This window comes from Legionella impletisoli (assembly GCF_900639875.1).
Classification (GTDB): domain Bacteria; phylum Pseudomonadota; class Gammaproteobacteria; order Legionellales; family Legionellaceae; genus Legionella_A; species Legionella_A impletisoli.
In genome coordinates this window covers 1-24,623 of sequence record NZ_CAAAIA010000008.1, presented here as the reverse complement: position 1 = coordinate 24,623, position 24,623 = coordinate 1, and the positions used below count along the sequence as shown (strand labels likewise).

Sequence of the window (24,623 nt, the reverse complement as noted above, 5' to 3'; positions counted from 1 at the left end):
TTTTACCCACCATTTTAAGGACTGTCTCTGTTACCAAGGTCAAAAACGACCCAGCCTACTTCTGGGGAGTAGCTCATATTGACCATCGTTATTTATGCTCTCGTTACGATCAAGGTAATTGGCCATTGGCACTCAATTATCTTAGGTAAAGTCAATTGCTCCAGTTGAGGCTTAAGCTCCGTATCAATTAAAGACAAACCTGTCTCTTTGGTGAACGTATTAACCGCTGACCATGTTGAAACATAGGCAATCAAATCTTCTTTGCTTAGATATTTTTTAATGTTAAATGATGGCGTTTTTAGTTTTGTAAATGGAATGGGTATATCTTCGTATTTATTATCAATATATTGACGCTCGGGCTCCCAGTAAGGTGCCGTTATCTCGGTGTAAAATGTATGTATGATTTGATTGAGTTCGCTGTTATTTGTTCGCACTAAACCATAGCACCATACGGCTAAAATGCCCCTTGGTTTCAGCACTCGTTTAACCTCTTTATTAAACCGAGTATGATCAAACCAATGTAAAGCCTGCGCAACAGTAATTAGATCAATACTCTTATTGGGAAGATCTGTTTGCTCTGAAGGTGTTTGCTTATAAATAATTTTGGGGTGATGACTTGCATGAGCTAATTGAGCGGCATTCACATCAGTAGCTATAACCTGATCAAACTTATCTGCTAAAGCAAAAGCAACCTGTCCAGTGCCTGTGCCACAATCCCATAAAGATTTATGCTCATAGCATTGCTTGACAATCCAATCTAGCATTTCTCTAGGATAATTGGGGCGAAATTGTGCATATAATGCTGCCTGCTGAGTAAATAAATCGTGTATTTTTTTCATCGGATTCTAATAGGAGTAATACCTATAAATTATAGCATCGTAATTTTACTTGCGATCGATCAATTTTTTGCAGAGCAAAGAGATTACTTGGGATTTTGGAATAAAAAAGAGTGGTATCGAATGCCAGGCTAGCCACCCCGTCATGAGGGGTCAAGAAAATATTCTCTTCGATGCGATTCTTTTGCCCAGGGCTGCCTATCTTCGAAGACAGGCAACCCACCATCACTCGTAATGGGTTCATTTGCATAACGACATATCTATTTGATAAATAGCATTATCACCATCTCTTGAGCGAAATGAACGCGATGTTTATCAGCTACTCACTTTTACAAAACTACCACGCACCCTTTTAATTTGATTTAGTTTGGTGGCGAATCAATACGAAAAATCCGTTGTGCTCAGGGTGATAAACATTCAGCGATTCTATTGTTATGCTTCTAATCTTTTTTAAATTCTTCAAAGGCTTCTAATGCTTCAGCAGCATACATCAGAGAAGGGCCTCCTCCCATGTAAATAGCCATGGCGAGGGTCTCTAAGAGTTCCTCACGGCTGGTATTAAGCTTTACTAAAGCTTGGGAATGAAACCCGATACACCCAGGGCAATGATTGGCTACTGCTAACGCCATAGCAATCAATTCTTTTGTTTTTTTATCCAAAGCGCCTTCTTTGGTGGCTGCCTTTGACATCGCTGAAAATCCCGCCATTAAATCGGGCATCTCTTTGTGAAACTTCCCTAGCTGTGCACTGATGTCTTTCGTAATTTGAGCGTATTTATTATCGGACATATGAATTTCCTTTTATGATGAAAAGTCTTAGAATTTTTGTTCTAATGACTGGTGAAATCATGGAGGATCTATCCCGTAAAATCAAAGATCCGTGGCATCCTCAGCCGGTGAATGGATCACCGTTGGCTAAGAGTAGCAAAATAATTTCTTTTCTAAAAATATGATTAATTATTAATCAAATTGACTTTATTTTATTTTATGGTATACTATTTTTTTCGAATTTCGTAGGATTTTTTATAGATGTCTACTCCCATGCGTCGTCCCTATGGTAATTGGATAACCATTCAGGGTGAAGTTGCCGAGACTCTGACCCCCTCTCAACAAAGAACGGTGGAGGCACCTAGCTTTAAGCTTCATTTAGCTTTATATAAATCAGCTTATGAGAAAGGATTTCAGACTGCAACGAGACTCCGAGAAACATTAAATGAAATGCTACAAAAAGCGTTTGAGGAAGATGAGCATACAAACTCAACTCAAATGGTTTTAGCGTGAAGGTCTAGGACTAGAATCTGGCGTTGGCTCCTCGGGCGCTTTTTCTCCTGTGGTTAATTCTTGTTTATAATAATCGTAAAACTCTTTCCCCATTTCACCAAGCTCTTTGGGCTTAATTTGCTGCAAACCTTTTACTTGTAAGTTCGCGTCGGCTTCTATGGTGAAACATCTACTTTTTCCTTCTTTATTGAAGGCGACTAAATCATAGGCTTCCCACTTTTCTCCTGTTTCCTCCTTGCGACGAATATCGACAAGATAAAGTTTCACGGTAGGATCTTGATAACACTGCTTGAGTTTTTCGGCAGCCGGCGCGTTTGAGGTTTCCGTAAAATAATTAAACAATGCCAAATTCAAAAGCCTGGCTTCTCCACCTTCTTTTCCACCAGATACGATGACTTTGCCCATAAAGAACCTTGATTAAATGACTCTATTCAAACTATAGCACACGCAGCATGGGCAATATATGAATGGATAATCGACAAAAATTTGAACGCGTTTTTAAAAGCGTTCATTTAAAATTTAGCTTAATCTGTTAAACGGCGCTCTGTTTGCTTAAACCAGCGCTCAGCACACCAGAAGGCTGCGATTAAATAAGGAAGGGCTCCAGCTACCCACATGATTAATCCAGCCAATTGCTGACTCTGAAGCGAGCGATGATGACCATATAATGAAACCTGAGCAAAGGTGAGTAAAGCGCCTAAAAATCCCGTGTGCATTAAGGTAAACAACAAGGCTAAAAAGGCCCTAGCTGTTGTAAAATACGTACTGCGCAATACGGCCCACCAAAAAAATCCTGCAGTAACGATAAAGCAAGCATGCTCAACCACATGCCACCACGGATTTTCCAATGCAAGCAGATACAATCTAGGAGAATGCCAAAGCCAAATCATTGTGGCGTGCAAAAACGCCGCCAACATGGGATAACGAACGATACGAAAAAAAGGTAAAAAAAACCAAACCAACCATCCACCACTTGCTGCGGATAATTGGGGTAAAGGCTGAGATAACACCCAAAGCGGGGCAATAATAACCATCATAGACATGTGTTGAGTCATGTGCGCGGCCGTATTCGTTTCCGCCCATTCATCTAAAGGGCCAAACACGCTGGCTACGAGCAAAAGGGTAGTTATTTGAAATAACCCCCATTTTTTTATTCCCGGCCAAACCTTCCAAGAACCAATGCAATATAAAAGCCATAAGACAAACACTAAAATGGCACTGAGAATAATAGGCAAATTTGATTGTTCTGTGGTTGCAAAAGGATCATGCGCAAGCCCAAGAGAGGGCATGAATACCAAAAGCCATAAAGAGAATCTTAGTTTCATGCGTTTTATTCCTTTAAAGGCATGGGGGAAAAAATAAAGACATCAATCCAATGCTGCCAGTTGTCCCCATTGCAACCAGATAAACTCCAAAACTTAACCAAAAAATAAACCGTGCAGAAGCGGTTTTCTTCTTTAAATCCTGACGATTTTTAATCCAGATCCGGTAAGCTAAACCAATTAGAACAGCTAATGTGACGAGCGTAAATCCAAACAATAAAAGATTGATCCAATTAAAAGAGCCGGTTAGGTCGACAGACGCTTCACAGGATATCGATAAAGCAGCATAAAGTATAACAAACCATACAGCCCATATGACCAACCCAAATACCATGTGTATCGGATGTTTCATAACCATTTAACTAGTCCATGACATTGGAAATAATACCACCGCCACATACGTCACCCAGTAGATCACTAAGGTATAAAACCACCATTGTTCCACGACAACGGGTTCATATAAAGCCTCTTTCCCGATATAGCCATAATAAACCCGCAACGCAAGAACTACTGTCATTAGGATGGCTAATGCGCTATGAATTAATTGATACCCTAACATCACCGAAATCACCGCATCATGAGAGAATTGCGAAGCATGCAGGTTAGCATTCAATAAGATCCATAAGGTCACGCAAAAGTGAATCAAACCTAGAACACTTACACCCCAGAAATTAATTTGGAGGTACTTAATATGATGGTTTCGTACTCGCTTGATTAAGTACTTAAACCAAACTGTAGCTAAGGTTAACCATATGCCACTTACAATCCAGAGCATATTAGAAAAGACGAGATGTTTAGGGATTTGCCAATTGGGTGATGCGGTCCATAAGTAAAACCATCCAAACAACAACGCCATATACAAAGCTGCATTGGCGAGTAAGCTCACCCCCATCCCCCATAACCCCGGCCCATCAAATGTGCGTGAATGCAAAGGAGGATCGCCTGGTTGCGTTTCAGCATCTGGAGCAGCTTTAGGATGGGCTCCATTTTCCCAAGACCAACGCAAAGATAAGGCCATAAATAAAATAAAAGCGGCTCCTGTAATGACATACACACGTATCAGAAGCGTTACAAACATTAGCGCGAGAAATAGCGATGCGAAAAATGGTAACCATGTATTTCCAGGCAAATGAATAATCTCGCGAACCTTACCAGAAACAGGATCGGTTCCCCATGTTTCACGACGACCATGATTTGCCACAGCCAAGGCATGCTTTCCTTCTGCAATCGTTTGTTGTAGGTTGGGATGTTCCCACATAGGATGCCTGGTAGAACATTCCGGTAAACTAATAAAATTATAAGGATTCGGTGGCGTGCCAGTAGCCCATTCTAACGTATCAGCATTCCAAGGATTCGTTGAGCAGGGGCGTCCATAGCGAAAATGAATCACGAAATCTGTGATGATCATCGCAATACCTGCAGCCATCAGAAATGATCCCACCGAAGAAATTAAGTTTGGTAAATCCCAACCAAGACCTGCATCATAGGTATAAATTCGACGAGGCATGCCCAGTAATCCGGTCCAATGCATGATTAAAAACGTCGTATTAAAACCAAGAAACGTGAGCCAGAATCCCCATTTAGCAAGTCCTTCGGAAGGCATTCGCCCTGAAAAATGCGGTAACCAGTAATACATTCCAGCAACCAAAGGAAACAGTAGGCTGCCAATCATCACATAATGAAGATGAGCCACCACAAAGTGAGTATCATGTACTTGCCAGTCAAAAGGCACCAACGCAAGCATAACGCCTGTTAACCCTCCTGCAACAAAAATAATTAAAAAACCGGTGATCCAAAGCATAGGTATTCGAAATATAGGCCTACCGGATAAAAGGGTTGCAAACCAGGCGAATAGTTGAATACCTGTTGGAATGGCAATTAACATACTCGCCACAGAAAAAAATGCTTGAGCTAATTTAGGTATACCCACCGTAAACATATGATGAACCCAAACACCAAAACTTATAAATCCCGTTGTAATGATGGCTAAGACTATCCAGCGATACCCCACCATTGCTCTTTGTGCAAATACGGGAATAATCGTAGAAACAATCCCTGCAGCGGGTAGAAAAATAATATAAACATCAGGATGGCCAAATAGCCAAAATAAGTGTTGCCAAAGAATTGGATCCCCGCCGCGATGAACATCAAAAAAAGGGAAATTAACGGCGCGTTCTAATTCTAATAAAATACTCCCAAGAATGAGAGGTGGAAATCCAAAAACAATCATTAAAGCCATAGCCAAAACATACCAACAATATAGCGGCATTTGATGAAGTGCCATTTTGGATGTTCGAGTTCGAGCAATCGAAACCACTAATTCAATGCCGGTCACAATGGCAGATATTTCAACAAACGTGACGCCTAGAAGCCAAAAATCAACGTTTCTTCCAGGAGAATAAACTGAGTTCGTTAAAGGGGTATACATAAACCACCCTGTATCGGGGGCAATGCCTAAAAAGAAGCTGCTGATAATAATAAGGCCACCAAATAAAAAGCAAAAATAGCCTAAAACACTGACCCGAGGAAACACGAGATCGCGCGCGCCAATCATTTTAGGAACAAGATAAATGGCAAGTCCTTCCATCATAGGCACGGCGAAAAGAAACATCATAATTGTGCCATGTAATGTAAACAGCTGATTATAAACTCCCGCAGTAACTAGGGTCTGTTCCGGCAATGCCAACTGTGTTCGAATAACCATGGATAACAGCCCACCGATGATGAAAAAAAACGCGGCAGTTACCATAAATCGAATGCCAATGGTGGTGTGATTCACAATGGTTAGGGCCCGAAATCCTCTTGGATTCCCCCAGACTTTATTAAACTCATCGTGTTTTACTTGATGATGTTCGATGTTTTGATTATTCATATGCCATTAACATCCTGTAATGAATTGATAAAGCGATCATCACGCATTTGATTCACTCATATTCTGAGGGTTTGGGAAGCGTTATCTTAGAGGGCATGTTTTTATTAGTTTCTAGCCAGGATGAAAAATCATCCTTGGGGTGAACCACAACGTTGAGTATCATTTTTGCATGCCATTTCCCACAAAATTCCGCACATTGTCCACGAAAACGACCAGACTTTGTGGCTTTGAGCCGAATAATATTCGTATATCCAGGAATCATATCGATTTTGCCATTTAATCTTGGTACCCAAAAAGAATGGATCACATCGTAAGTCGTTGCATAAATATCCACGGGTTGGTTAAGCGGTAAATGCAGCTCATTGATGAGCGTGACATTACGATCAGGATAATTTACTTTCCAAAACCATTGATGGCCAATCACATTGATACGCAAAATAGGTTCGTTTGATTCAGGAGATGGCAACATGCTTTGCCCAATAGGGATCCCAAATGAAAGGAGTACGATAATACTTACTGTAGGTAAAGCAATTCCTCCCCACACAATTAAATAATCTCCTAACTTCTTATGCTTAAATGCTTTTTTGCGTGGCTTGATGGCATAAAACCAGATCCCTGCAATAGCTAAAAAGACGAGAGTAAAATAGATAAGCATCCCCCACCAGAGCCTTGCCACAGACAAAGCCGCAGGTCCTGCGGGATCAAGAATTGATTGAGGGCCTTTACAACCTGCTAATGGCAAGGCTAGGTATAGTGGCAAAAGCCATGCTACCCTTTTATTATTTAAACTCATGATCAGGGAATTAAGATGACCTTTGAACCCATTATCAGTCGCATGTCCATAGCGGGACACCCTATCCACCCTATGTTGATTCATTTTCCTGTGGCAGCCCTGCTTGGCCTGATTGCCACCGATTTGACCTTTTTGTTTACCCACCAATTTTTTTGGGCTAAAGCAGGGTTTTGGTTGCTTGTGGTTGGAACTCTGGGCGGTGCTCTCTCGAGCTTGATTGGTCTCATTGATTTGTTGACTGTCACTCGCATCCGTCGCTTGATAACCGGGTGGTGCCATGCCATATTTGCAGTCATGATGCTCTCCTTGGCGACCTTCAATTGGATGCTTCGAATCCCAGACCCTGCGATGTACATCGTTCCCGCAGGAATTTATATGACCTTCTTGACGGCTTTTTTGATCTTTTTGACGAGTATTATGGGTGGTCACCTGGTTTATGAATATGGTGTTGGGGTTGATATTAAATCCTAATGACTCTAACTCTTTTTTCATGCCAACTGTCCTATATCAGGCTTTAACAGCACCAAAGAAATAATCGCTGTGATGAATAGGAACGTAACGATTCCTGTCAAAAGGCATAAACGATTTAAATTTTTTTGCGATTTTGATTCCATTTTCAGGATTAACCAACCATTGAATGCATGAATCATGACAAGAACCGACACCAGGCTAAGCTTGGCCATTAACCACATTGCGATGGTATTTTGTTGCACAAAAATGAAGGTTCCAGAAATAATCGCGATTAAGGCTATAGGAGTGAGGATATGAGTAAAAAAAAGACGTGGCAAGATCACCTGCTCCTTGGCCTCAAATGGTATGCCTTGTCCTGCAGAAATGGATATTAAAGCTGGCATATACAGTAAAAACCCACACCAACCAATCATTGTTGCAATATGCAACAATAATAACCAACGCATAGAACGTCCTTACTCTACGGTATCGATACATCGCGATACGTTTTGTCCTAAAGTCATGAAATTTAACACTTTAACAGGTATAATTCAAAACAACTACTCGGAAGCGATTCTAAAATAGCCCCCTATCTGACCCGATTGATTTGGATCATCTAAGAGATGGCCTGAACAAGTCAGGCCAGGTAGATGGGGGCTAAGTGGTTAGGTCAGTGTTGGACTCACCCCCCTACCTGACCCGATTGATTCGGGTCAGCTCAGGAGATGGCCTGAACAAGCCAGGCCAGGTAGGTGGGGGCTAAGTGGTTAGGTCAGTGTTGGACTCACCCCCCTACCTGACCCGATTGATTCGGGTCAGCTCAGGAGATGGCCTGAACAAGCCAGGCCAGGTAGGTGGGGGGCTAAGTGGTTAGGTCAGTGTTGGACTCAATCCCTCCTACCTGACCCGATTGATTCGGGTCAGCTCAGGAGATGCCTGAACAAGTCAGGCCAGGTAGATGGGGGCTAAGTGGTTAGGTCAGTGATGGACTCACCCCCCTACCTGACCCGATTGATTCGGGTCAGCTCAGGAGATGGCCTGAACAAGTCAGGCCAGGTAGGTGGGGGCTAAGTGGCTAGGTCAGTGTTGGACTCAATCCCTCCTACCTGACCCGATTGGTTCGGGTCATCTCAGGAGATGGCCTGAACAAGTCAGGCCAGGTAGGTGGGGGGCTAAGTGGTTAGGTCAGTGTTGGACTCAATCCCCCCTACCTGACCCGATTGATTCGGGTCATCGAAGAGATGGCCTGAACAAGTCAGGCCAGGTAGGTGGGGCTGAGCTGGACATGAAATGGCAACAGCCCCTAAAATAAACTCAAATTAATACTAAGACAGAGGATGTCAATCTTGAATCTCAACGTTTATCTTTACTTCTCTCAGCGATGATTATTATAAGTCTTATGCTGCTGCCTTTTTTGACTGCTTTGGTTTCGCTATATCTCTTTAAGCAAATAAAGGGCAATTGGTTGGGTTGGTTATTAGGAATTATCCCCTTATTGATGCTTATGCTCTTGCTATCGCAAAGCTCATATATTGCTGAAGGTGGGGTCATTTCTCTGCAATTTCTTTGGTTTAAGGCATTAGGAATTTCTTTCTCATTTCGCATCGATGGGTTAAGTCAATTACTTCTCGTTTTAATTTGTGGAATAGGTTTTCCCATTGTCATTTATAGTAAACCGTATTTTAAGCAACATCCTTATTTAAATCGTTACTATTGTTTGTTGTTTCTCTTTATGGTGTCAATGATAGGTGCTGTCAGTGCCGATGATTTAATCACTTTATATGTATTTTGGGAGTTGACGTCGATTTGTTCCTTTTTATTAATTGGACTTAATCATCAACAACGTAAAGCCAGAAAAGCTGCCATTGAAGCCTTATTTATTACGACTTTAGGAGGCTTAGCCTTATTGGCTTCTTTTATTTTATTGGCAGAGGCAGCAGGAACCCAGGCCATTAGCGCTTTAATTAGAAATCCAGCGACAATCCTTGAACACCCTTATTTTCCTTGGATGTTGTCATTGTTTTTAATTGGCGCGTTTACGAAATCAGCCCAATTTCCTTTTAGTTTCTGGCTACCAGGAGCTATGGTGGCCCCAACTCCCGTAAGCGCATATCTTCATTCCGCCACCATGGTGCAGTTGGGGATTTACCTCTTGGCACGTTTTCATCCCCTCTTTGCCGAATCAAACCTATGGTTTATCAGCCTCACCACCATCGGCAGCATCACCATGTTAAGCAGTGTGATGGCAGCCTTTAAGCATTTAGACATGAAATTAATTTTAGCTTATACCACGATCACTGCTTTAGGCTCCCTTGTATTTATACTGGCTGGGAATGATCCCGTCGTCATCAAAGCCTCTGTATCATTTTTATTGGTCCACGCATTATATAAAGCGAATTTATTCATGGCTATTGGCGACATCCAACATCAAACCGGGACTCGTCATTTAAAATATGTTGGTGGCTTGCATCGTGTCATGCCCATTACATTTTTGGCAGTATTCGTCGCTGGCTGTTCTATGGCAGGGCTTCCTCCTCTTCTGGGATTTTATGTAAAAGAACTGGTTTACGAGGCCAGTTTAGCTGCGCCAAGTGCAACCTATCTACTTACCTTTATTGTCGTTCTCGCGAATATGGTGATGGCTGCGATTGCATTTACTCTCGTGTTAAAACCTTTTTGGGGAGCACAATATCCTTCTCGAGTTCGAGAGGCGAATTACAATATGTCTGTAAATGCCTTGTTGTTGGCAATCATTACCTTGTTTTTTAGTATCTTTACGCAAACGATGAACGTGTACATTCTTTCCCCTGCGGCCAAGGCAATTTTAGGCCAAAGTGAACCTTTTCGAATCGTTTCCCGAGGAGAGGCAATGTGGCCATCGCTTATACTCAGTGCCATTACTCTGAGTGGTGCGGCCCTCTTGTATATTGGGCGACGTCCGCTTCGATTTACTCTGCTCAAAACGAACAAGCTACGTTGGATATTCCCGTATCATATCTTGCAAGTCCTATTAATCGGGAGTGTCAATATTGCAAATAATTGGACGAATAGGCTACAAACTCCAAATTACAACCGTTACTTCATCATTACCTTTTTAACGCTTTGTTTAATATTTGGGTTTTCACTGTTGCCTCACGCATTCCCCTTGGCGTTTAGTAAACCGACTTATCTTCTATGGTTATTGCTTTTTTGGTTACTGGGCTCTGCTACCTCTTTACTGTGGGTTAAACAATTTATCACAGGACTAATTGGACTCAGTGTATTTGGCTTAATCCTTGCGCTCTTTTTTGTGATCCAAGGCGCGCCGGATCTGGCAATGACTCAAATCTTAATTGAAACCTTAATGGTCATTTTAATTGTATTTAGTTTATCAGGATTAAAAAAATGGCCCAGGATACAGCAAGAAACCTTTTGGCATCGCGTAATAAGTGGAGGGATTGCCATTTGTTTTGGAGCTTTTATTTCGTTGACTTTAGATGCGTTATTGGTAAGCCCATTTAATGACAAGGTGGGTCGTTATTATATTGAACATAGTTTGCCTCTGGGTAATGGCCTCAACGTGGTGAATGTGGTATTAGTAGATTTTAGGGCCTTAGACACGTTAGGAGAAAGTGTTGTTCTTTTGATCGCTGCTTTTGGAATAAAAATATTATTGAATCGTCGTTCGGGAAGAAGATGATGCAATCTTTAATTTTACAAACCATCGCCCGCTTATTGTTAGGATGGATGTTTTTGTTTTCTTTATGGGTATTATTTCGTGGCCATAACGCGCCCGGGGGCGGTTTTCCTGGTGGGTTAATTGCTGCTTCATCCCTTTCTTTATATTTATTAGCCTATGGCGTGCCAAGATTGCTAACCATTATAAAGTTTTCTCCTACGGTCTGGCTTTGTGCAGGACTAATACTTATGGTGTCTAGCAGTTTGTGGGGACTATTGGTCCATGCCATCTTTTTAAGCCATGTTTGGCTTAAAACTTGGGATGGATTGATTAATTCTGTGTTGTTTTTTGATGTTGGCGTCTATCTTGTTGTGTCTTCTTCCGTTTTGATGATGATCATCGCTTTGGAGGAAACTTCATGAGTTCCATGGCCTTAACCATTGGTATACTCATGGCTCTTTCGCTTTATTTGCTTATGAGCCAGCAACTAAGTCGTTGGCTTTATGGGTTAATTCTATTTTCATCCACCATCAATCTTTGTCTTTTAATTGCGGGTCGCGTTTTTTTAACGGATCCAGCATTTATCAACGGTAATCAACTGGTTAAGATGGGTAACCCGTTACCCCAAGCTATGGTACTTACAGCGATTGTGATTTCATTTGCGCTGATTGCCTTTTCGTTGATTATCGTTCGAGAATTGCATAAAGAAAATTACAAGAACCCTGAAATAGACTCCCCTACCTTACCTTCAAACACACAAGGTGATGATGAATAACCTAGCTTGTACGCCCATATTGGTTAGTTTGTTAATTGGGTTAATGTGTTTGTTAGTGCAGTCTAACGAACGTTTACAGCGAACGACCCATTATTTTGGTGCTGCCAGCTATTTACTCATTGCGATCATTTTAAACTGGCAAGTTCAACGTTTAAATCTTCTTTCCCTAAATGTAGGGGGATATCCTTCAGGCATTGCCATTACTCTGAGACTAGATACCTTTTCAAGTTTGATGATTTTAGTTACAGCCATCACCGTTCTTGCGGTATCTATATATAGTGTTGCGGATACAACCATCCGTAACATCACTTCTTTTTATCCCGCGTTCTGGTTTTTAGTGACTGGCGTCACGGGAATATTTTCTACTGGTGATTTGTTTAATCTATATGTTTGGTTTGAGATAATGCTCATTGCGTCGTTTGTTTTGATGACCTTATCCTATGAACAAGACCGGTTAAAAGGGACTTTACATTACATTTCTTTAAACCTGTTAGCAACCTTAATTTTATTATTATCAATTAGTTTCTTATATGGCGTCAGCGGTACACTGGATATGACCCAGTTAGCACGATGGGCGCAACAATCGCCTTCATACCACCAGTTCTATCCATGTTTTGTCATGCTCATGGTTGCTTTCGCCATTAAAGCCGCCTTATTTCCCTATTATTTTTGGTTGCCTGCGTCTTATCACTTAACCAGTGTATCAGCCGGGAGTATTTTTGCGGGTTTGCTCACTAAAACTGGAGTGTATGCGTTAATACGCATGGGAACTTTATTTTTTTCGCCAGAGTCTCAATTTCTACATCTTCTTTTAATTATTTCTTGTTTGACCATGTTAAGCGGGGTCTTTGGCGCGATGAGTGATTTTCATATCCGTCGCATTTTATCCTTCCATATTATTTCTCAAGTCGGTTATATGACCTTAGCATTGGCTCTAGGCACAACCGTAGCACTCAGCGCGGGAGTTTTTTACATCATTCACCACATCTTGGTCAAAACAAATTTGTTTTTTGTCGCAGGTATCGTAAGTCGTTATAATCAACAGGTTGATATTCGGCAAATGGGCGGGATTTTTAAACAAAAACCACTCTTAACGTTCTTATTTACCATTCCCGCGTTTTCTCTAGCAGGTCTTCCTCCTTTTTCAGGATTTTGGGCAAAATATCTGCTATTACAGGCAGCTTTAGTTGAAAATTTTTGGATAACGGCGTTTATTATTGTGGCCGTTGGGTTTTTCACCTTATTTTCCATGATAAAAATATGGCGATATGTATTCTTACAACCCACGACTAGTTCAATTTTTTGTCTAAGCGTAAAAGAGAAAGTCTTCCTATACTTGCCCGTTATATTTTTAGGCTCTTTAACTTTGCTCATTGGATTTTTCCCACAATGGTTGTATGAAGCTTCGGAGCAATCTGCATACGCGATACTACACCCCTACGCTCACCTAGGGGCTTCTAGTGGAGGATTGTAAGTGAAGAGTTTTCAACTGATATATCGAATAGGGTATTTCATTTTATTTTCTTTTTTTGTTTTATATGAAATCGTCTTGGCAAATCTTCGAGTTGCTTATGCCGTTATTATGCCAAGCTTTCGAGGGAAACCGGCATTAATCGATTATCCTTTAAGTTGCACCAATGATATACAAATTACAGCGCTAGCCAATATTATCTCATTGACTCCTGGAACGTTAACATTAGAAATTTCTAAGGACAAAAAACACATGCTTCTACATGTGATGTTTTTTTCAGATAAGCAACGCCTTATAAATCAGTTGCATACAAAATTTGAACGCCCCATTATGGAGATTTGGCCGTGAGTATATTATTCTGGCTTGCTTGCTTATTGATTATCTTGGCAGCCATCTTTTGTTTTACTCGCCTAGTTCTTGGCCCAGGGATCCCTGACAGAGTGGTCGCACTGGATTTAGTGGCCAATGTAATCATGGCATCGATAGCCTTATATAGCGTCTACACCCACCAAGCCATCTATTTAGATATCGTGGTTGCTTTGGCGCTGGTGATGTTTTTAAGCAGCACCATGTATGCTTATTATTTAGAAAGAAAACGCAATGTAGGGAAAGAGGATGATAAATTTTTTGAGTGACTGCTTTTTGTTTATTGGATCCATATTTATTTTTATTGCTTCCTTAGGAATTGTGCGAATGCCTGATCTATTTCTTCGTATGCATGCCTCAGCCAAAGCCGGTACATTAGGAGCAGGATTAATCTTATCTGGCGCAGTTATTTATTTTTCATCCTGGGCGGTGGCACTTGAAGTGCTCATAGCGATACTATTTCTCTTATTGACCGCACCTGTCGCCTTTCATCTGATTGGAAGAGCGGCTTTTCGCCATGAAGTGAGACTCTATCCCAAAACCCAAAAGGAAACGGATTTAGTTTATTTTTACGGGCGAAACAAAACCTGATGGTTTAAGTGCTAATAAAGAGCAATCAATTTTTTGCAAAACGTTTTCGGCCGTATTTCCGATGATAAAACCAGAAATTCCCGTTCGAGCCAGAGTCCCCATAACTAAAATATCAATGTGTTGCTCATCGATAAAAGATGGGATCTCAACTTCAGGACGCCCTTTTAAATGATTAATTTTATAGTTTGTCCCGTTGTTTTTAACTTGGTCTAGCAAGCTTTTTAACGCATTTTCACTGGTATTTTTTGCTTCTTGCAGCATCTCATTTAATTCATTACTAGAAGTTTTATCGAACACACTATTGCGAAAATAATTTTCAAATGCAAAATGCCAACATGCAATGACATTAAGCTGTCCTGAATACTGTTTTGCGAGGGATTGTGAGATTTCTAATAAATTAAGCGAAAGCTGCTGAGCTTGTGGTTCTTCTTCCATTGGATCAACGGCTACGGCAACCTTAACTTTTGGATATTCGTGTTTAAATGGTCTACTGATAAATAAGGCACAAGGGCATTTATGTAATAATTCCATTTCTAATGCATCAAACCCTTTATTTTCACTCTGTTGGGCATGCTTAATCACAAGATCATAGTGATGTTTTAACACATGGCGAACCACACGAATGTCCAACATATCCCCGCTTTCTAATTCAATGTTAATTGATAATTTATTTTCTGGGATATCTAAATCCACCCTTGCCTCTTTAAGCATTTTCTCAATGCACTTCAATAATGATTCTTTATAACAGTCTTTATAGTCATTTAAATTCTCTGGAAAAGAAGGTGAAATAATAAGAACGCTAAGGGTGGCTTGATTATATAAAGCCAATTCCATAGCTTGGCTTGCCACTGTCTTTTCAGTATCATCGCCTTGCATAACGAGTAAAATATTTTGAAATCGTTCCATTTCACGTCCTTAAAATGTTCTACCCATAACAATCAATTAGTCATTCCTCTTTCTTAGGGTCTTGCCAAAAAAACTTCTTAGAGCCTTAGGCAGACAAACCTTTTTTGATTAAAACGTTTGAAGCAGGAATTTCTAAAGTAAGTGGCCCTAGTTTCCTATCTTTTATCTATCTTCTAAACTTAACCTTAGCACATGGATTGCAATAGAAGGAATATTATGGTGCGTCTTAAAGTTTGGCTTGCCATTTTGGGAGTCGTTATCATCCTGGCTGGGCTGGCTTATTACTATGGCCAAAAAATTATCCCTTATTTTTTTCAACCCACGATCACCAGTGTAAAAGCTGGAACCACCCTAAATTCAACTAAACCTGAAACGGTTGTAGAGGGACTAACAGTCCCCTGGGAGTTGGTTTTTTTGCCTAATGGAGATCTCTTAATTACCGAGCGCCCTGGACAACTAACCCAAGTAGGTAAAATGACTAAAACTCAGACTATCCCAAGGGTAGCCCAAGTTGGAGAAGGAGGATTGCTAGGCATGGCACTTGATCCAGAATTCTCACAAAACCGATTGTTGTATTTGTACAGAACCACGCGTAAACAGGGTGAGCTTTTGAATGAGATCGTGCGCTATCGATACGATAGTCATGGTGTGTTGAGCGACGAAACCATTCTCCTCACCAATATTCCCGCTGCTCGATTTCATAATGGTGGGCGTATTGCATTTGGTCCTGATGGCTATTTGTACGTTACCACGGGCGATGCGTTATCCAAGAACTCAGCGCAGAATAAACATTCCTTAGCAGGCAAAATTTTGCGCTTAACAAAAGACGGCCAACCCGCACCTAAAAATCCTTTTAATTCACCTGTCTATTCCTATGGTCATCGAAATCCACAAGGATTAGCGTGGGATAACCAGGGCCAGTTATGGGAAACCGAGCATGGGGAAAGCGCGCATGATGAGATTAATTTAATAAAGCCCGGCAAAAACTATGGCTGGCCTGTGATTCAAGGGGATGAAACGAAACCCAACATGGTCACACCGGTTCTTAACTCAGGCAAAAATGAAACCTGGGCTCCTGGTGGAGCAATTATCATGAATGATGATTTATTTTTTGGTGGATTAAGAGGACAAACGCTCTATCAAGCCACATTGAACCCCAATAAGCAAACCATTCAAACGTTAATCGGCCACTATCGAAAACAGTTTGGGCGCATTAGACATGTGGTAAAAGGCCCTGATGGCTATCTATATTTCATGACGTCAAACCGTGATGGTCGAGGCTGGCCCCAAAAAAAGGATGACCGAATTTTAAAAGTCAATCCTGAAGCGTTCAAAGACTACTGAATACATCAATTTGGGTATATACTCTTTTTCTTAGAGTTGATCTCAATAAAGAATTTCCAGAATAGCTAATAAGGACGTACACTATGAAATTTTTTTCTCCATCAGAAAATCTACTTGATTGCCCCATATGTTTTGAAACTCAAGATAAAAAAGAAAATATAATGTTTTTAGTAGAAAACAGCACATACTTTTTTGGGTGCGTTGGATGTTATTCCAATCTTGATGAAAATCCTTTTACACGAACTAAACTTTTTAAAAAAATACCATTTAATGAGTTAACTCCCGAAGAAAAAATCCAATTTAAAATAGCATTTTCACTTGCTGCCCAATCCAAGATAGAAACTAAACAGATAAATAAAATTACAGATATTGAGCATGATCAGCACTGCTGTAAATTAATGTAAATAGGTTGGTTGCAGGGGGAAACAGTTATTCGAGATGTTCTTTCGTCTTGTACAGAGGAGCTGAGTCCAGATTATTAACCTAAAGTTTAGTGGATGCTCGTGGTAGCTTGAGTGGCCAACTGGCAACTTTTTCATAGTGTGTGGTATTTGAAGCCGTACTGGATTTGATGAGACAAAATTCCTCTACAGGCCATAGAATGGCTTGAATTGTCTGAGGCTTAACTGGCTTATCCCATTTACGTGCGATCGTTACATGTGGGGTAAATGGGGATTTTTCTGGCCTAAACCCTGCTGAAATTAATTGTCGATTCAGTCTCAGCACTAAGTTTGTTAATTCTTCTGGTAAAGAGTCGGTCCCAAGCCAAAGCACTTTTGAGCGTAACCAAGCATCCATCACATTGATTTTTAAATCAAACCGTTTTGCTTTTATTAGTGCAGCGATTCTCATGGCCTCTTGCAAAAAATCGGGAGGGACATTGCCTAAATAAGCCAAGGTAAGATGTAACTTGGATTTAGGAATGATTGGATAGGACTCCGAATGAATGAGCTTTTTTGCTTGCTTATGTAAATGCTCAGCCGTATTCTCATCAGGGTATAAAGCAAAAAAATAGGTTTCTTTACTTCTTTTGGTAAGCTTAGGATGTAATTTTGGATTGCATCGTTTAATTAAACCCTCTAACGCAGTTTGCACCGCTTGATGCCGTATAGCAGGACGATTACCCACAAAATGATAACACTGGCTATAGGTAGGCTGCATATCGCCCGCCCAAGCAATCCAAACAGTTCCTATCGGTTTATCTTGACTTCCTCCTCCAGGACCTGCAATTCCTGTAATGGCAGCACTGACATGAACATCGCTTTGAGAAATAACCCCTTCAGCCATGGCACGTGCAGTTTCTTCACTTACAGCTCCATGAGCGCGCAGAATTTTCCCAGGGACCCCAAGCATTTGCACTTTAGAGGAGTTGCTATAGGTAATATATCCTCGATCAAACCATTCAGAGCTGCCAGGGATAGAAGTAATCGTTCCAGCCAAACTGCCTCCTGTGCAAGATTCAGCTACGGCGCAGCGAATGTTTCGAGAGGTTAAAACCTCACCAAGCTCTTCTGCTAGTTCATAAATAACGGAACCATAGGTCATGATGGTTCCTTACTTATGCAAAAATTTCGTTTAAGAAGTCTTTCATTGCTTGCCAAGCACGGTGTTCAGCTTGTTCGTTATAGACCGTTCCTAATTCTTGATCATGAGCCTTGGGATTAGTAAACGCGTGCTTGGTATTACCATAAATATAAACTTGCCAATCTACCTTGGCATTTGTCATTTCTTGGCAAAATGCATCGACTTGTTCAGGAGGAACCATGGGATCATCATAGCCATGCAATGCCAAGATTTTTGCGTGAATCGGCTGCTCTGGTAACCCTTCGGGGTTGTTTAATAAACCATGAAAACTTACTGCCCCTTTGAGGTTAGCTCCACTTCGAGCCAAATCAAGCGCACATAATCCACCGAAACAAAAACCAATCGCGGCTATTCGTTGATTATCAACCTCCCCCATTTGAACCACGGCATCAAGCCCCGCCTGTAACCGCTTCAACAACAATCGGCGGTCGTTGGTATACGGGGACATCAACGCTTTCTTTTCCTCTAAGGTTTCCCCCAGTCTTCCCTCGCCATACACATCAACCGCAAAGCCAAGATAACCCATTTCAGCCAATTTTTCTGCTTTTTTACAAGCAAACTCATTTCTTCCGGACCAATCGTGCATGACCAACACTACGGGCCTAGCTTTTTTTACCGCTTCATCATAGGCCAAATACCCATGTAACTCCTGCTCACCATCATGATAAAGGTAGTTTGTTGCGTGCATCAGGTTCATCCTTGTGTGTTTTTATTTTATTAATCAACAGTCTAATCGCCTTTTATGAAAAGTCCAGTCTGCCTGGAGGGTAAACCGCATCTAATCGAGTCAAATAAAATCAAAATGTCTACGTTCAGCACTTTATGGGCGGAATTAGGCTTTGAACTTCATTCAAGAACGATTGAATGCCCTGCATAAAGCAGGGCAAGTAGGCAAAAAAAAAGCGTGCCATGTTCAAAAATGAGATGCGTTTGCCCCGAGACTCTGAAGAAATTTCAGCTTCTATAAGTCCATCAGACAAGAAAATAATTTACTTTCTTGCGATCATGGTTGCACCAGCTTGAGCAGTGGGCATAATCAGAATCTCACTGATATTGATGTGTTCTGGTCGTGATGCGCAATATAAAATTGCATCCGCTATATCTTCTGGCATTAATGGTTGAAAGCCCTTATAAACCGCTTTTGCTCTTTTCTCGTCGCCTTTAAATCGCACTAGGCTGAAATTCGTTTCTACAGCGCCTGGATCAACACTGCTGACTCGGATTTTTGTGCCGGATAAATCCAATCGTAATCCTTGAGATAATGCATCGACTGCATGTTTTGTCGCGCAATAAACCGCACCCTTTGGATAAACTTGATGACCGGCTATGGATCCAATATTGATGATGTGGCCAGAGTCTCGTTCAATCATGTTCGGCAAGACCGCGCGGGTCATATAGAGTAGACCTTTGATATTCGTATCAATCATTGCATCCCAATCTGCGCTATCACCCTCTTGTATGGTGTCTAGCCCTGCGGCAAGTCCTGCATTATTGACTAAGACATCGATGGATTTCCAGGCCTCCGGTAGACTCTGGATTGCATGATTCACCTGCTGCTCTTTCTGAACATCCAACTCAAAGGTATGGATTGGTATGTCATATTGTGCTTGAAGCTCATCTGCTAACTCCTGAATAACGGAAAGACGACGAGCACACAGTAGAAGCCTGGCTTTCGCTTCAGCAAACTGTTTTGCAGATGCTTTTCCTATACCACTGGAAGCACCGGTAATCAAGACTACTTTACCACTTAATCGTTTCACTTTATTTCATCCTTAAATAGGGTAAGATGTGGGAATGAACTTAGTTTGTATAGAATTGTAATGAAACTTTTTGAGAAAATAAAAAAACTTGAGGAAGAAGCCCAGGCTCTTGGTTTCTGTTGGCAATGTCCGGAACAAATTCTACAACAAATACAAAGTGAAATTCAGGAAATCCAAGTGCATTTTAATCCTGTTGATCCCCTTCATCGTTCAGGGTTACAAGAAGAAATTGGCGATTTGATGCATGCTGTGATTTCACTCGCCCTATTTTGTGGATTCGATCCAGGGCAAACGTTAGATAAAGCGACGACGAAGTTTGAACAACGATTTCATCATGTGAAACGAATTGCTCATGAATCGGGATTTACGAATTTAAAAAATTGCTCAGACGAAGAATTATTGCATATTTGGCAGCAAGCAAAGCAAGCCATCGAGACATCTAGCACCTAATCTAACGTTTGGCGGTATCGTTTAAATCCAATAACCATAACCACTACCATGAATATTAATATGGGTATTATTTCTTTCCATACATCAAAAAATCCATTACCTTTTAAGAGAATTCCGCGAACAATAATCAAAAAATGTTTTAAAGGTAATATATTTCCTAAATATTGCGCCCAGATTGGCATGCCTCGAAAAGGAAACATGAAACCAGAGAGTAAAATAGAGGGTAAAAAGAAAAACATGGCACTTTGCACGGCTTGAAGCTGATTGCTCGCTAACGTTGAAAACGTTAATCCCATGCTTAAATTAGCTGCAATAAAGGGTAAACACATAAAAAGCAATAAGAATATACTTCCCTCCATCGGCACATTAAATAATACTTTAGCCATCAATAAGATTAATATCACTTGAATATATCCCACGATAATGTAGGGCAAAATTTTACCAATCATGACTTCTAACGGTTTTAGTGGAGTCGCCAGCAAATTTTCCATCGTTCCTCGTTCATATTCACGTGTAATAGCAAGTGCTGTGATAACAACCATCGTCATGGTGAGTACCACACCTAATAAACCTGGAACAATATTAAACGCTGTGATAGCTAGGGGATTGTAAACTTCATGAACCATAGGTTGGTAAGGTGGAGGTGAGGGATTGAGGTAAGATAACAATCCGGTCAATTCTTCTTGTAAAGACAAGCTGGCTAGTTCAGCAAATACCGAAACGGCGCGGCTTGTTGCTGCTGGATCGGTTGCATCAGCCTGTAACAACAATTGCGGTTTAAGTCCTTTTATCAAATCCTGTGAAAAATTTGGCGGAAAATTCACAATAAATTGAACTTTTCCTGCTTTTAGGAGATGCTGCGCTTCTCTTTCGGTCATGGCCGGGCTAATAAAATTAAAATAAGTAGAATTCTCCATGCTTTTAAGAATTCTACGAGCAACCATGCTCTCATCATCACCAACGATTGCCGTAGGTAAATGGCGAGGGTTCAAATTGATTGCATAGCCAAATAATATAAGCTGAATAAGTGGAATGCCAATAATCATGGCAAACGTAGTCCTGTCGCGACGCATTTGGATAAATTCTTTAATAATCACTGCGAGAAGATGAGAATTTGTCCAAGATTTCAACTCTCGACTCCTTTTGTTTCTTTAACAAGACGTAAAAATGCATCTTCTAACGTAGAATCAATTTCATGCCAACGGATGTTAAAGTCCATGCGAAGTGACTCTAGTCCTTCTTTAATTGCATCTTCCTTAAACCCACACACATGAATTTGTCTGCCAAAAAGGGCAGCTTGTGTAACCCCATCTATCTTTTTAATTTCATGCAACAATTTTGGTGTAATATCTCCCCGAATTTCCCAGGTTTTTAACCCCGTACTTTGAATAACTTCATCCACTGTGCCTGTTATAATTAATTTGGCATTGGCAATATAAGCTAAACGCGTACAACGCTCCGCCTCATCCATATAGTGTGTCGTCATTAAGGTGGTTATTCCTTGTTCACTTAACGCATGGATTCTATCCCAAAAATCTCGACGCGCAATCGGATCGATGCCTGCGGTTGGTTCATCCAGGAGCAATAAATCCGGATCATGTAACATACAAGCAGCCAGCGCCATTCGCTGTTTCCAACCTCCTGAGAGCTCCCCGGCTAACTGATTGCTTTTATCGGTTAGTCCAAAATCCTCCATGATCTTTTTGATTCGGTTTTTAGCATTCTTGATGCCATAAACACTAGCAATAAACGATAAATTTTCTTTGACGCTCAAATCCGTATAAAAACTAAAACGCTGTGTCATATAGCCAACACGGGCTTTAATTTTTTCTGATTCTTTGACAATATCAAAACCAAGGCAGGTACCTTCGCCAGAATCTGGTGTTAATAAACCGCATATCATTCTTAAGGTCGTCGTCTTGCCACTGCCATTAGGTCCTAAAAATCCAAACACCTCACCCTTTTTGACTTGCAAATCAACCTGATCTACCACGACTCGGTTATCAAATGATTTAGTAAGCTTTTGAACGTCAATTACGTTTTTGCTTGTCATGATCAATCGCCGTTATCCAAATCGGTTGTCCTGGTTTAAATCGTGTTGAATTGGTTATTGCAGCGTTCACTCGAAAAACTAAATGCTCACGATTTTCATGACTGTAGACTAAGGGTGGAATAAATTCAGCCTCGGGTGATATATAACTGATACGTGCTTTGTAATCTTGCTGACATCCTTCACAAGTAAAACTAACCGTTTGATCCAAATGAATAGACGGTAGTTGCTGTACGGGAACAAAAAATTCAATTCGAACGTCTTTGGGTGCTAATAAAGCTAATACAGGTTGCTGACTTCCAACAAATTCTCCTTCTTGATAATAAGTATCCTGAATAACACCATCCTCTGGTGCAAACATGATTTTTTGTGATAGTTGCCACGTAGCTACTTCAAGTTTCGCTTCCATAGCTTCTATCTTTGCTGCTTGTGCGTTAATTTGCTCTTCTCGGCTACCAAGCTTTGCTAATTGTAAATTAGAAAGCAGCTCGGCTTTGCGGTGTTTGAGCTGCTCTTGTCTCGCTAATGCTTCATCAAGATTGTCTTTATTTGTTGCCTTTCTGTCATATAACGTTTGATAGCGAGTAACACGAATCGCAGCGAGTTCTAGCTCCGCATCCACTTGTTCAATCTGAGCTTTAATCGATTCAATTTCAGGTGTGCGTTTAGGATTTAAAAGATCTTGATAGATCTTTTTAGCCTGCTCTAACTCTGCTTTTTGAGCTTTAATCTCTAAGGCCTCGGGATTACCAGCCAAGCGAAACAATTGTTCTCCTTTTTTAACCGTTTGTCCGCGACGAACAAAAAGATCAGTTAATTTCCCAGAAAAAGGCGAAGCTAAGTAAATAGCCTCACCCTCCACATAACCTTGATAGAGGATCTCCGAAGGATTACCGCAGCTCGAAAGAAGCAGTATGGTAGTGAACACCACCAGAAGCTGGAATAAACTTAAATGCTCGATATGTCCTTTTATCATTGAAACCCTTAGATCAAAAATTTTCCCTACATTCCATGCTATTTGAAGTGGCTATTTGCCCCGGTCTAGTTAAAATAAGATTCAACACTTGTCAAAACGTGTCGTAAAATAAAAAATATACGCTTATTAAATTTACCTAACAATGCAGAGCATACTCCAAAGGATACTATTTAACTATGAGCAATCCAACACGACCATTTGAAGATTTTTCGCCGACTATATGCGACGGCGTATATATTGACCCTAGTGCCGCGGTAATTGGCAATGTTCACTTAGCTGAACATGTTTCCGTCTGGCCAATGGCTGTTATTCGTGGGGATGTGAACCGCATTGAAATAGGGTCTTCAACCAATATTCAAGATGCAGCGATTCTTCATGTAACTCATGATGGCCCTTACACTCCAGGTGGAGAACCACTCATTATTGGCAATGGCGTGACGATTGGTCATAAAGCGGTATTACATGCTTGCTTCATTGGCAATTTTTGCCTTATAGGCATTGGCGCCATCATACTGGATAAAGTGGTGGTTGGCGATCACGTGCTAATAGCTGCTGGAAGCCTCGTTCCGCCTGGAAAAGAACTTCGTTCTGGTTATCTATATATGGGAAATCCCATACAAGAGGTTAGAGCGCTGACCCAGAAAGAAAAAGATAATTTAGAATACTCTTCAGCACATTATGTTCGCTTAAAGAATAAATATTTACAGCCGTAACTAAATTAAGCACTAACTACGAAGTCTTTTGGGGCTTTAGAATATTAAAACGATCACAGCCTTCGCGATTTAGTTCATCCACAACCGAGTCGCGACCGTAAGGATCGAAAATAAACTTAGTGAACTTCCTGAACGTTTGCTAACGCGCGCGGATGCTGTGCTTAAATCACAGCCAGTAGGGGCGTGCGTTGCCGCATCAAGTCCGGTACAAGCTTTTTTGTCTGGCGGCATCCATAGACTCCGCGGACATATAAGTTGCGGGGCGTAGGGCATGAAGTGAATTGTCAACAGGCCCTAATTTCAGGCAAAAAAAAAGCCAGCGATTAAGCTGGCTTTGGAATAAAACCCTGGCGATGACCTACTTTCGCATGGGGAAGCCCCACACTATCATCGGCGTACGTCTGTTTCACTTCTGAGTTCGGGATG

At 41.0% G+C, this 24,623-nt stretch carries 28 protein-coding genes and 1 rRNA gene; 13 read left to right on the top strand and 16 right to left on the bottom strand.

Features of this window, described 5'->3' with window-relative positions:
• Window positions 1-92: 92 nt before the first annotated feature.
• Window positions 93-839 (bottom strand): class I SAM-dependent methyltransferase, encoded by a 747-nt coding sequence (locus E1O41_RS09260; protein WP_131777046.1) that lies wholly within the window; start codon window positions 837-839, stop codon window positions 93-95.
• Between the two features lie 437 nt (window positions 840-1,276).
• Entirely contained in the window at window positions 1,277-1,624 is a 348-nt protein-coding gene (locus tag E1O41_RS09255; protein WP_131777045.1) for a carboxymuconolactone decarboxylase family protein, read from the bottom strand.
• A gap of 240 nt (window positions 1,625-1,864) precedes the next feature.
• On the opposite strand from E1O41_RS09255, the gene E1O41_RS09250 reads away from it, so the two are divergent.
• Window positions 1,865-2,116 carry a hypothetical protein gene (locus E1O41_RS09250; RefSeq protein ID WP_131777044.1) on the top strand — a complete coding sequence of 84 codons (252 nt, stop codon included), beginning with the start codon at window positions 1,865-1,867 and terminating at the stop codon, window positions 2,114-2,116.
• Here E1O41_RS09250 and E1O41_RS09245 read toward each other — a convergent pair.
• From E1O41_RS09245 to coxB, 5 genes are all read right to left on the bottom strand, one after another.
• Complete coding sequence (locus E1O41_RS09245; protein ID WP_131777043.1) at window positions 2,108-2,521, bottom strand: hypothetical protein; 414 nt, start codon at window positions 2,519-2,521, stop codon at window positions 2,108-2,110. The two genes, E1O41_RS09250 and E1O41_RS09245, sit on opposite strands and share 9 nt — an antisense overlap.
• A 119-nt stretch (window positions 2,522-2,640) precedes the next feature.
• Window positions 2,641-3,441 carry a cytochrome c oxidase assembly protein gene (locus E1O41_RS09240; protein WP_131777042.1) on the bottom strand — a complete coding sequence of 267 codons (801 nt, stop codon included), beginning with the start codon at window positions 3,439-3,441 and terminating at the stop codon, window positions 2,641-2,643.
• A 13-nt stretch (window positions 3,442-3,454) separates the two neighbouring features.
• Window positions 3,455-3,796 (bottom strand): hypothetical protein, encoded by a 342-nt coding sequence (locus E1O41_RS09235; RefSeq protein WP_165481163.1) that lies wholly within the window; start codon window positions 3,794-3,796, stop codon window positions 3,455-3,457.
• Window positions 3,797-6,310 carry a cytochrome c oxidase subunit I gene (gene ctaD, locus E1O41_RS09230; protein ID WP_131777040.1) on the bottom strand — a complete coding sequence of 838 codons (2,514 nt, stop codon included), beginning with the start codon at window positions 6,308-6,310 and terminating at the stop codon, window positions 3,797-3,799.
• Between the two features lie 52 nt (window positions 6,311-6,362).
• Window positions 6,363-7,103 carry a cytochrome c oxidase subunit II gene (gene coxB / locus E1O41_RS09225; RefSeq protein ID WP_207384519.1) on the bottom strand — a complete coding sequence of 247 codons (741 nt, stop codon included), beginning with the start codon at window positions 7,101-7,103 and terminating at the stop codon, window positions 6,363-6,365.
• Window positions 7,104-7,118: 15 nt separating this feature from the next.
• Between coxB and E1O41_RS09220 the strand changes: the two genes are divergently transcribed.
• Window positions 7,119-7,574, top strand: coding sequence for a DUF2231 domain-containing protein (locus tag E1O41_RS09220; protein WP_131777038.1), 456 nt, complete (start codon window positions 7,119-7,121; stop codon window positions 7,572-7,574).
• A gap of 17 nt (window positions 7,575-7,591) precedes the next feature.
• On the opposite strand, the gene E1O41_RS09215 is transcribed toward E1O41_RS09220, so the two are convergent.
• Complete coding sequence (locus E1O41_RS09215; RefSeq protein WP_131777037.1) at window positions 7,592-8,020, bottom strand: CopD family protein; 429 nt, start codon at window positions 8,018-8,020, stop codon at window positions 7,592-7,594.
• Between the two features lie 932 nt (window positions 8,021-8,952).
• On the opposite strand from E1O41_RS09215, the gene mbhE reads away from it, so the two are divergent.
• From mbhE to mnhG, 7 genes are read left to right on the top strand one after another with little or no spacing between them, the layout of a single operon-like run.
• A complete protein-coding gene (mbhE, locus tag E1O41_RS09210) occupies window positions 8,953-11,232 on the top strand; it encodes a hydrogen gas-evolving membrane-bound hydrogenase subunit E (protein ID WP_242603904.1) in 2,280 nt (759 codons plus the stop codon).
• Window positions 11,229-11,633 (top strand): MnhB domain-containing protein, encoded by a 405-nt coding sequence (locus tag E1O41_RS09205; protein ID WP_229669374.1) that lies wholly within the window; start codon window positions 11,229-11,231, stop codon window positions 11,631-11,633. The genes mbhE and E1O41_RS09205 overlap by 4 nt, the downstream gene beginning before the upstream one ends.
• The gene (locus tag E1O41_RS09200) at window positions 11,630-11,986 is read left to right on the top strand and encodes a sodium:proton antiporter (protein WP_131777035.1); all 357 of its coding nucleotides are present in this window, start codon (window positions 11,630-11,632) and stop codon (window positions 11,984-11,986) included. The genes E1O41_RS09205 and E1O41_RS09200 overlap by 4 nt, the downstream gene beginning before the upstream one ends.
• On the top strand, window positions 11,976-13,460 hold the full coding sequence (locus E1O41_RS09195) for a proton-conducting transporter transmembrane domain-containing protein (protein WP_131777034.1): 1,485 nt from the start codon (window positions 11,976-11,978) through the stop codon (window positions 13,458-13,460). Before E1O41_RS09200 ends, E1O41_RS09195 begins: the two co-directional genes overlap by 11 nt.
• The gene (locus tag E1O41_RS09190) at window positions 13,461-13,805 is read left to right on the top strand and encodes a Na+/H+ antiporter subunit E (protein ID WP_131777033.1); all 345 of its coding nucleotides are present in this window, start codon (window positions 13,461-13,463) and stop codon (window positions 13,803-13,805) included.
• Window positions 13,802-14,092 (top strand): MrpF/PhaF family protein, encoded by a 291-nt coding sequence (locus tag E1O41_RS09185; RefSeq protein ID WP_131777032.1) that lies wholly within the window; start codon window positions 13,802-13,804, stop codon window positions 14,090-14,092. The genes E1O41_RS09190 and E1O41_RS09185 overlap by 4 nt, the downstream gene beginning before the upstream one ends.
• On the top strand, window positions 14,073-14,414 hold the full coding sequence (gene mnhG, locus E1O41_RS09180; RefSeq protein ID WP_131777031.1) for a monovalent cation/H(+) antiporter subunit G: 342 nt from the start codon (window positions 14,073-14,075) through the stop codon (window positions 14,412-14,414). The genes E1O41_RS09185 and mnhG overlap by 20 nt, the downstream gene beginning before the upstream one ends.
• Here mnhG and E1O41_RS09175 read toward each other — a convergent pair.
• On the bottom strand, window positions 14,382-15,320 hold the full coding sequence (locus E1O41_RS09175) for a universal stress protein (RefSeq protein ID WP_131777030.1): 939 nt from the start codon (window positions 15,318-15,320) through the stop codon (window positions 14,382-14,384). The two genes, mnhG and E1O41_RS09175, sit on opposite strands and share 33 nt — an antisense overlap.
• Window positions 15,321-15,536: 216 nt before the next feature.
• Here E1O41_RS09175 and E1O41_RS09170 point away from each other — a divergent pair, with 216 nt between their 5' ends.
• Together E1O41_RS09170 and E1O41_RS09165 are read left to right on the top strand one after the other, a co-directional pair.
• Window positions 15,537-16,664 (top strand): PQQ-dependent sugar dehydrogenase, encoded by a 1,128-nt coding sequence (locus E1O41_RS09170; protein ID WP_165481162.1) that lies wholly within the window; start codon window positions 15,537-15,539, stop codon window positions 16,662-16,664.
• 83 nt (window positions 16,665-16,747) lie between these two features.
• The gene (locus E1O41_RS09165; RefSeq protein ID WP_131777028.1) at window positions 16,748-17,068 is read left to right on the top strand and encodes a hypothetical protein; all 321 of its coding nucleotides are present in this window, start codon (window positions 16,748-16,750) and stop codon (window positions 17,066-17,068) included.
• A gap of 79 nt (window positions 17,069-17,147) precedes the next feature.
• On the opposite strand, the gene thpR is transcribed toward E1O41_RS09165, so the two are convergent.
• The 3 genes from thpR to E1O41_RS09150 form a co-directional block, all read right to left on the bottom strand.
• Window positions 17,148-18,209 (bottom strand): RNA 2',3'-cyclic phosphodiesterase, encoded by a 1,062-nt coding sequence (thpR, locus tag E1O41_RS11785; RefSeq protein ID WP_165481161.1) that lies wholly within the window; start codon window positions 18,207-18,209, stop codon window positions 17,148-17,150.
• Between the two features lie 13 nt (window positions 18,210-18,222).
• Entirely contained in the window at window positions 18,223-18,936 is a 714-nt protein-coding gene (locus tag E1O41_RS09155; RefSeq protein ID WP_131777027.1) for a dienelactone hydrolase family protein, read from the bottom strand.
• Between the two features lie 301 nt (window positions 18,937-19,237).
• On the bottom strand, window positions 19,238-20,008 hold the full coding sequence (locus E1O41_RS09150; protein ID WP_131777026.1) for an SDR family oxidoreductase: 771 nt from the start codon (window positions 20,006-20,008) through the stop codon (window positions 19,238-19,240).
• Between the two features lie 60 nt (window positions 20,009-20,068).
• Between E1O41_RS09150 and E1O41_RS09145 the strand changes: the two genes are divergently transcribed.
• Window positions 20,069-20,458, top strand: coding sequence for a MazG nucleotide pyrophosphohydrolase domain-containing protein (locus E1O41_RS09145; RefSeq protein WP_131777025.1), 390 nt, complete (start codon window positions 20,069-20,071; stop codon window positions 20,456-20,458).
• Here E1O41_RS09145 and E1O41_RS09140 read toward each other — a convergent pair.
• From E1O41_RS09140 to E1O41_RS09130, 3 genes are read right to left on the bottom strand one after another with little or no spacing between them, the layout of a single operon-like run.
• Window positions 20,455-21,588, bottom strand: coding sequence for an ABC transporter permease (locus E1O41_RS09140; RefSeq protein ID WP_131777024.1), 1,134 nt, complete (start codon window positions 21,586-21,588; stop codon window positions 20,455-20,457). The genes E1O41_RS09145 and E1O41_RS09140 overlap by 4 nt on opposite strands.
• Window positions 21,585-22,511 (bottom strand): ABC transporter ATP-binding protein, encoded by a 927-nt coding sequence (locus tag E1O41_RS09135; RefSeq protein ID WP_131777023.1) that lies wholly within the window; start codon window positions 22,509-22,511, stop codon window positions 21,585-21,587. Before E1O41_RS09135 ends, E1O41_RS09140 begins: the two co-directional genes overlap by 4 nt.
• Entirely contained in the window at window positions 22,489-23,484 is a 996-nt protein-coding gene (locus tag E1O41_RS09130) for an HlyD family secretion protein (RefSeq protein ID WP_131777022.1), read from the bottom strand. Before E1O41_RS09130 ends, E1O41_RS09135 begins: the two co-directional genes overlap by 23 nt.
• Before the next feature lie 176 nt (window positions 23,485-23,660).
• Here E1O41_RS09130 and E1O41_RS09125 point away from each other — a divergent pair, with 176 nt between their 5' ends.
• Window positions 23,661-24,197 (top strand): gamma carbonic anhydrase family protein, encoded by a 537-nt coding sequence (locus E1O41_RS09125; protein WP_131777021.1) that lies wholly within the window; start codon window positions 23,661-23,663, stop codon window positions 24,195-24,197.
• Window positions 24,198-24,542: 345 nt separating this feature from the next.
• Here the strand turns inward: E1O41_RS09125 and rrf are convergent.
• Window positions 24,543-24,623 (bottom strand): 5S ribosomal RNA (gene rrf / locus E1O41_RS12025); the annotation flags it as partial.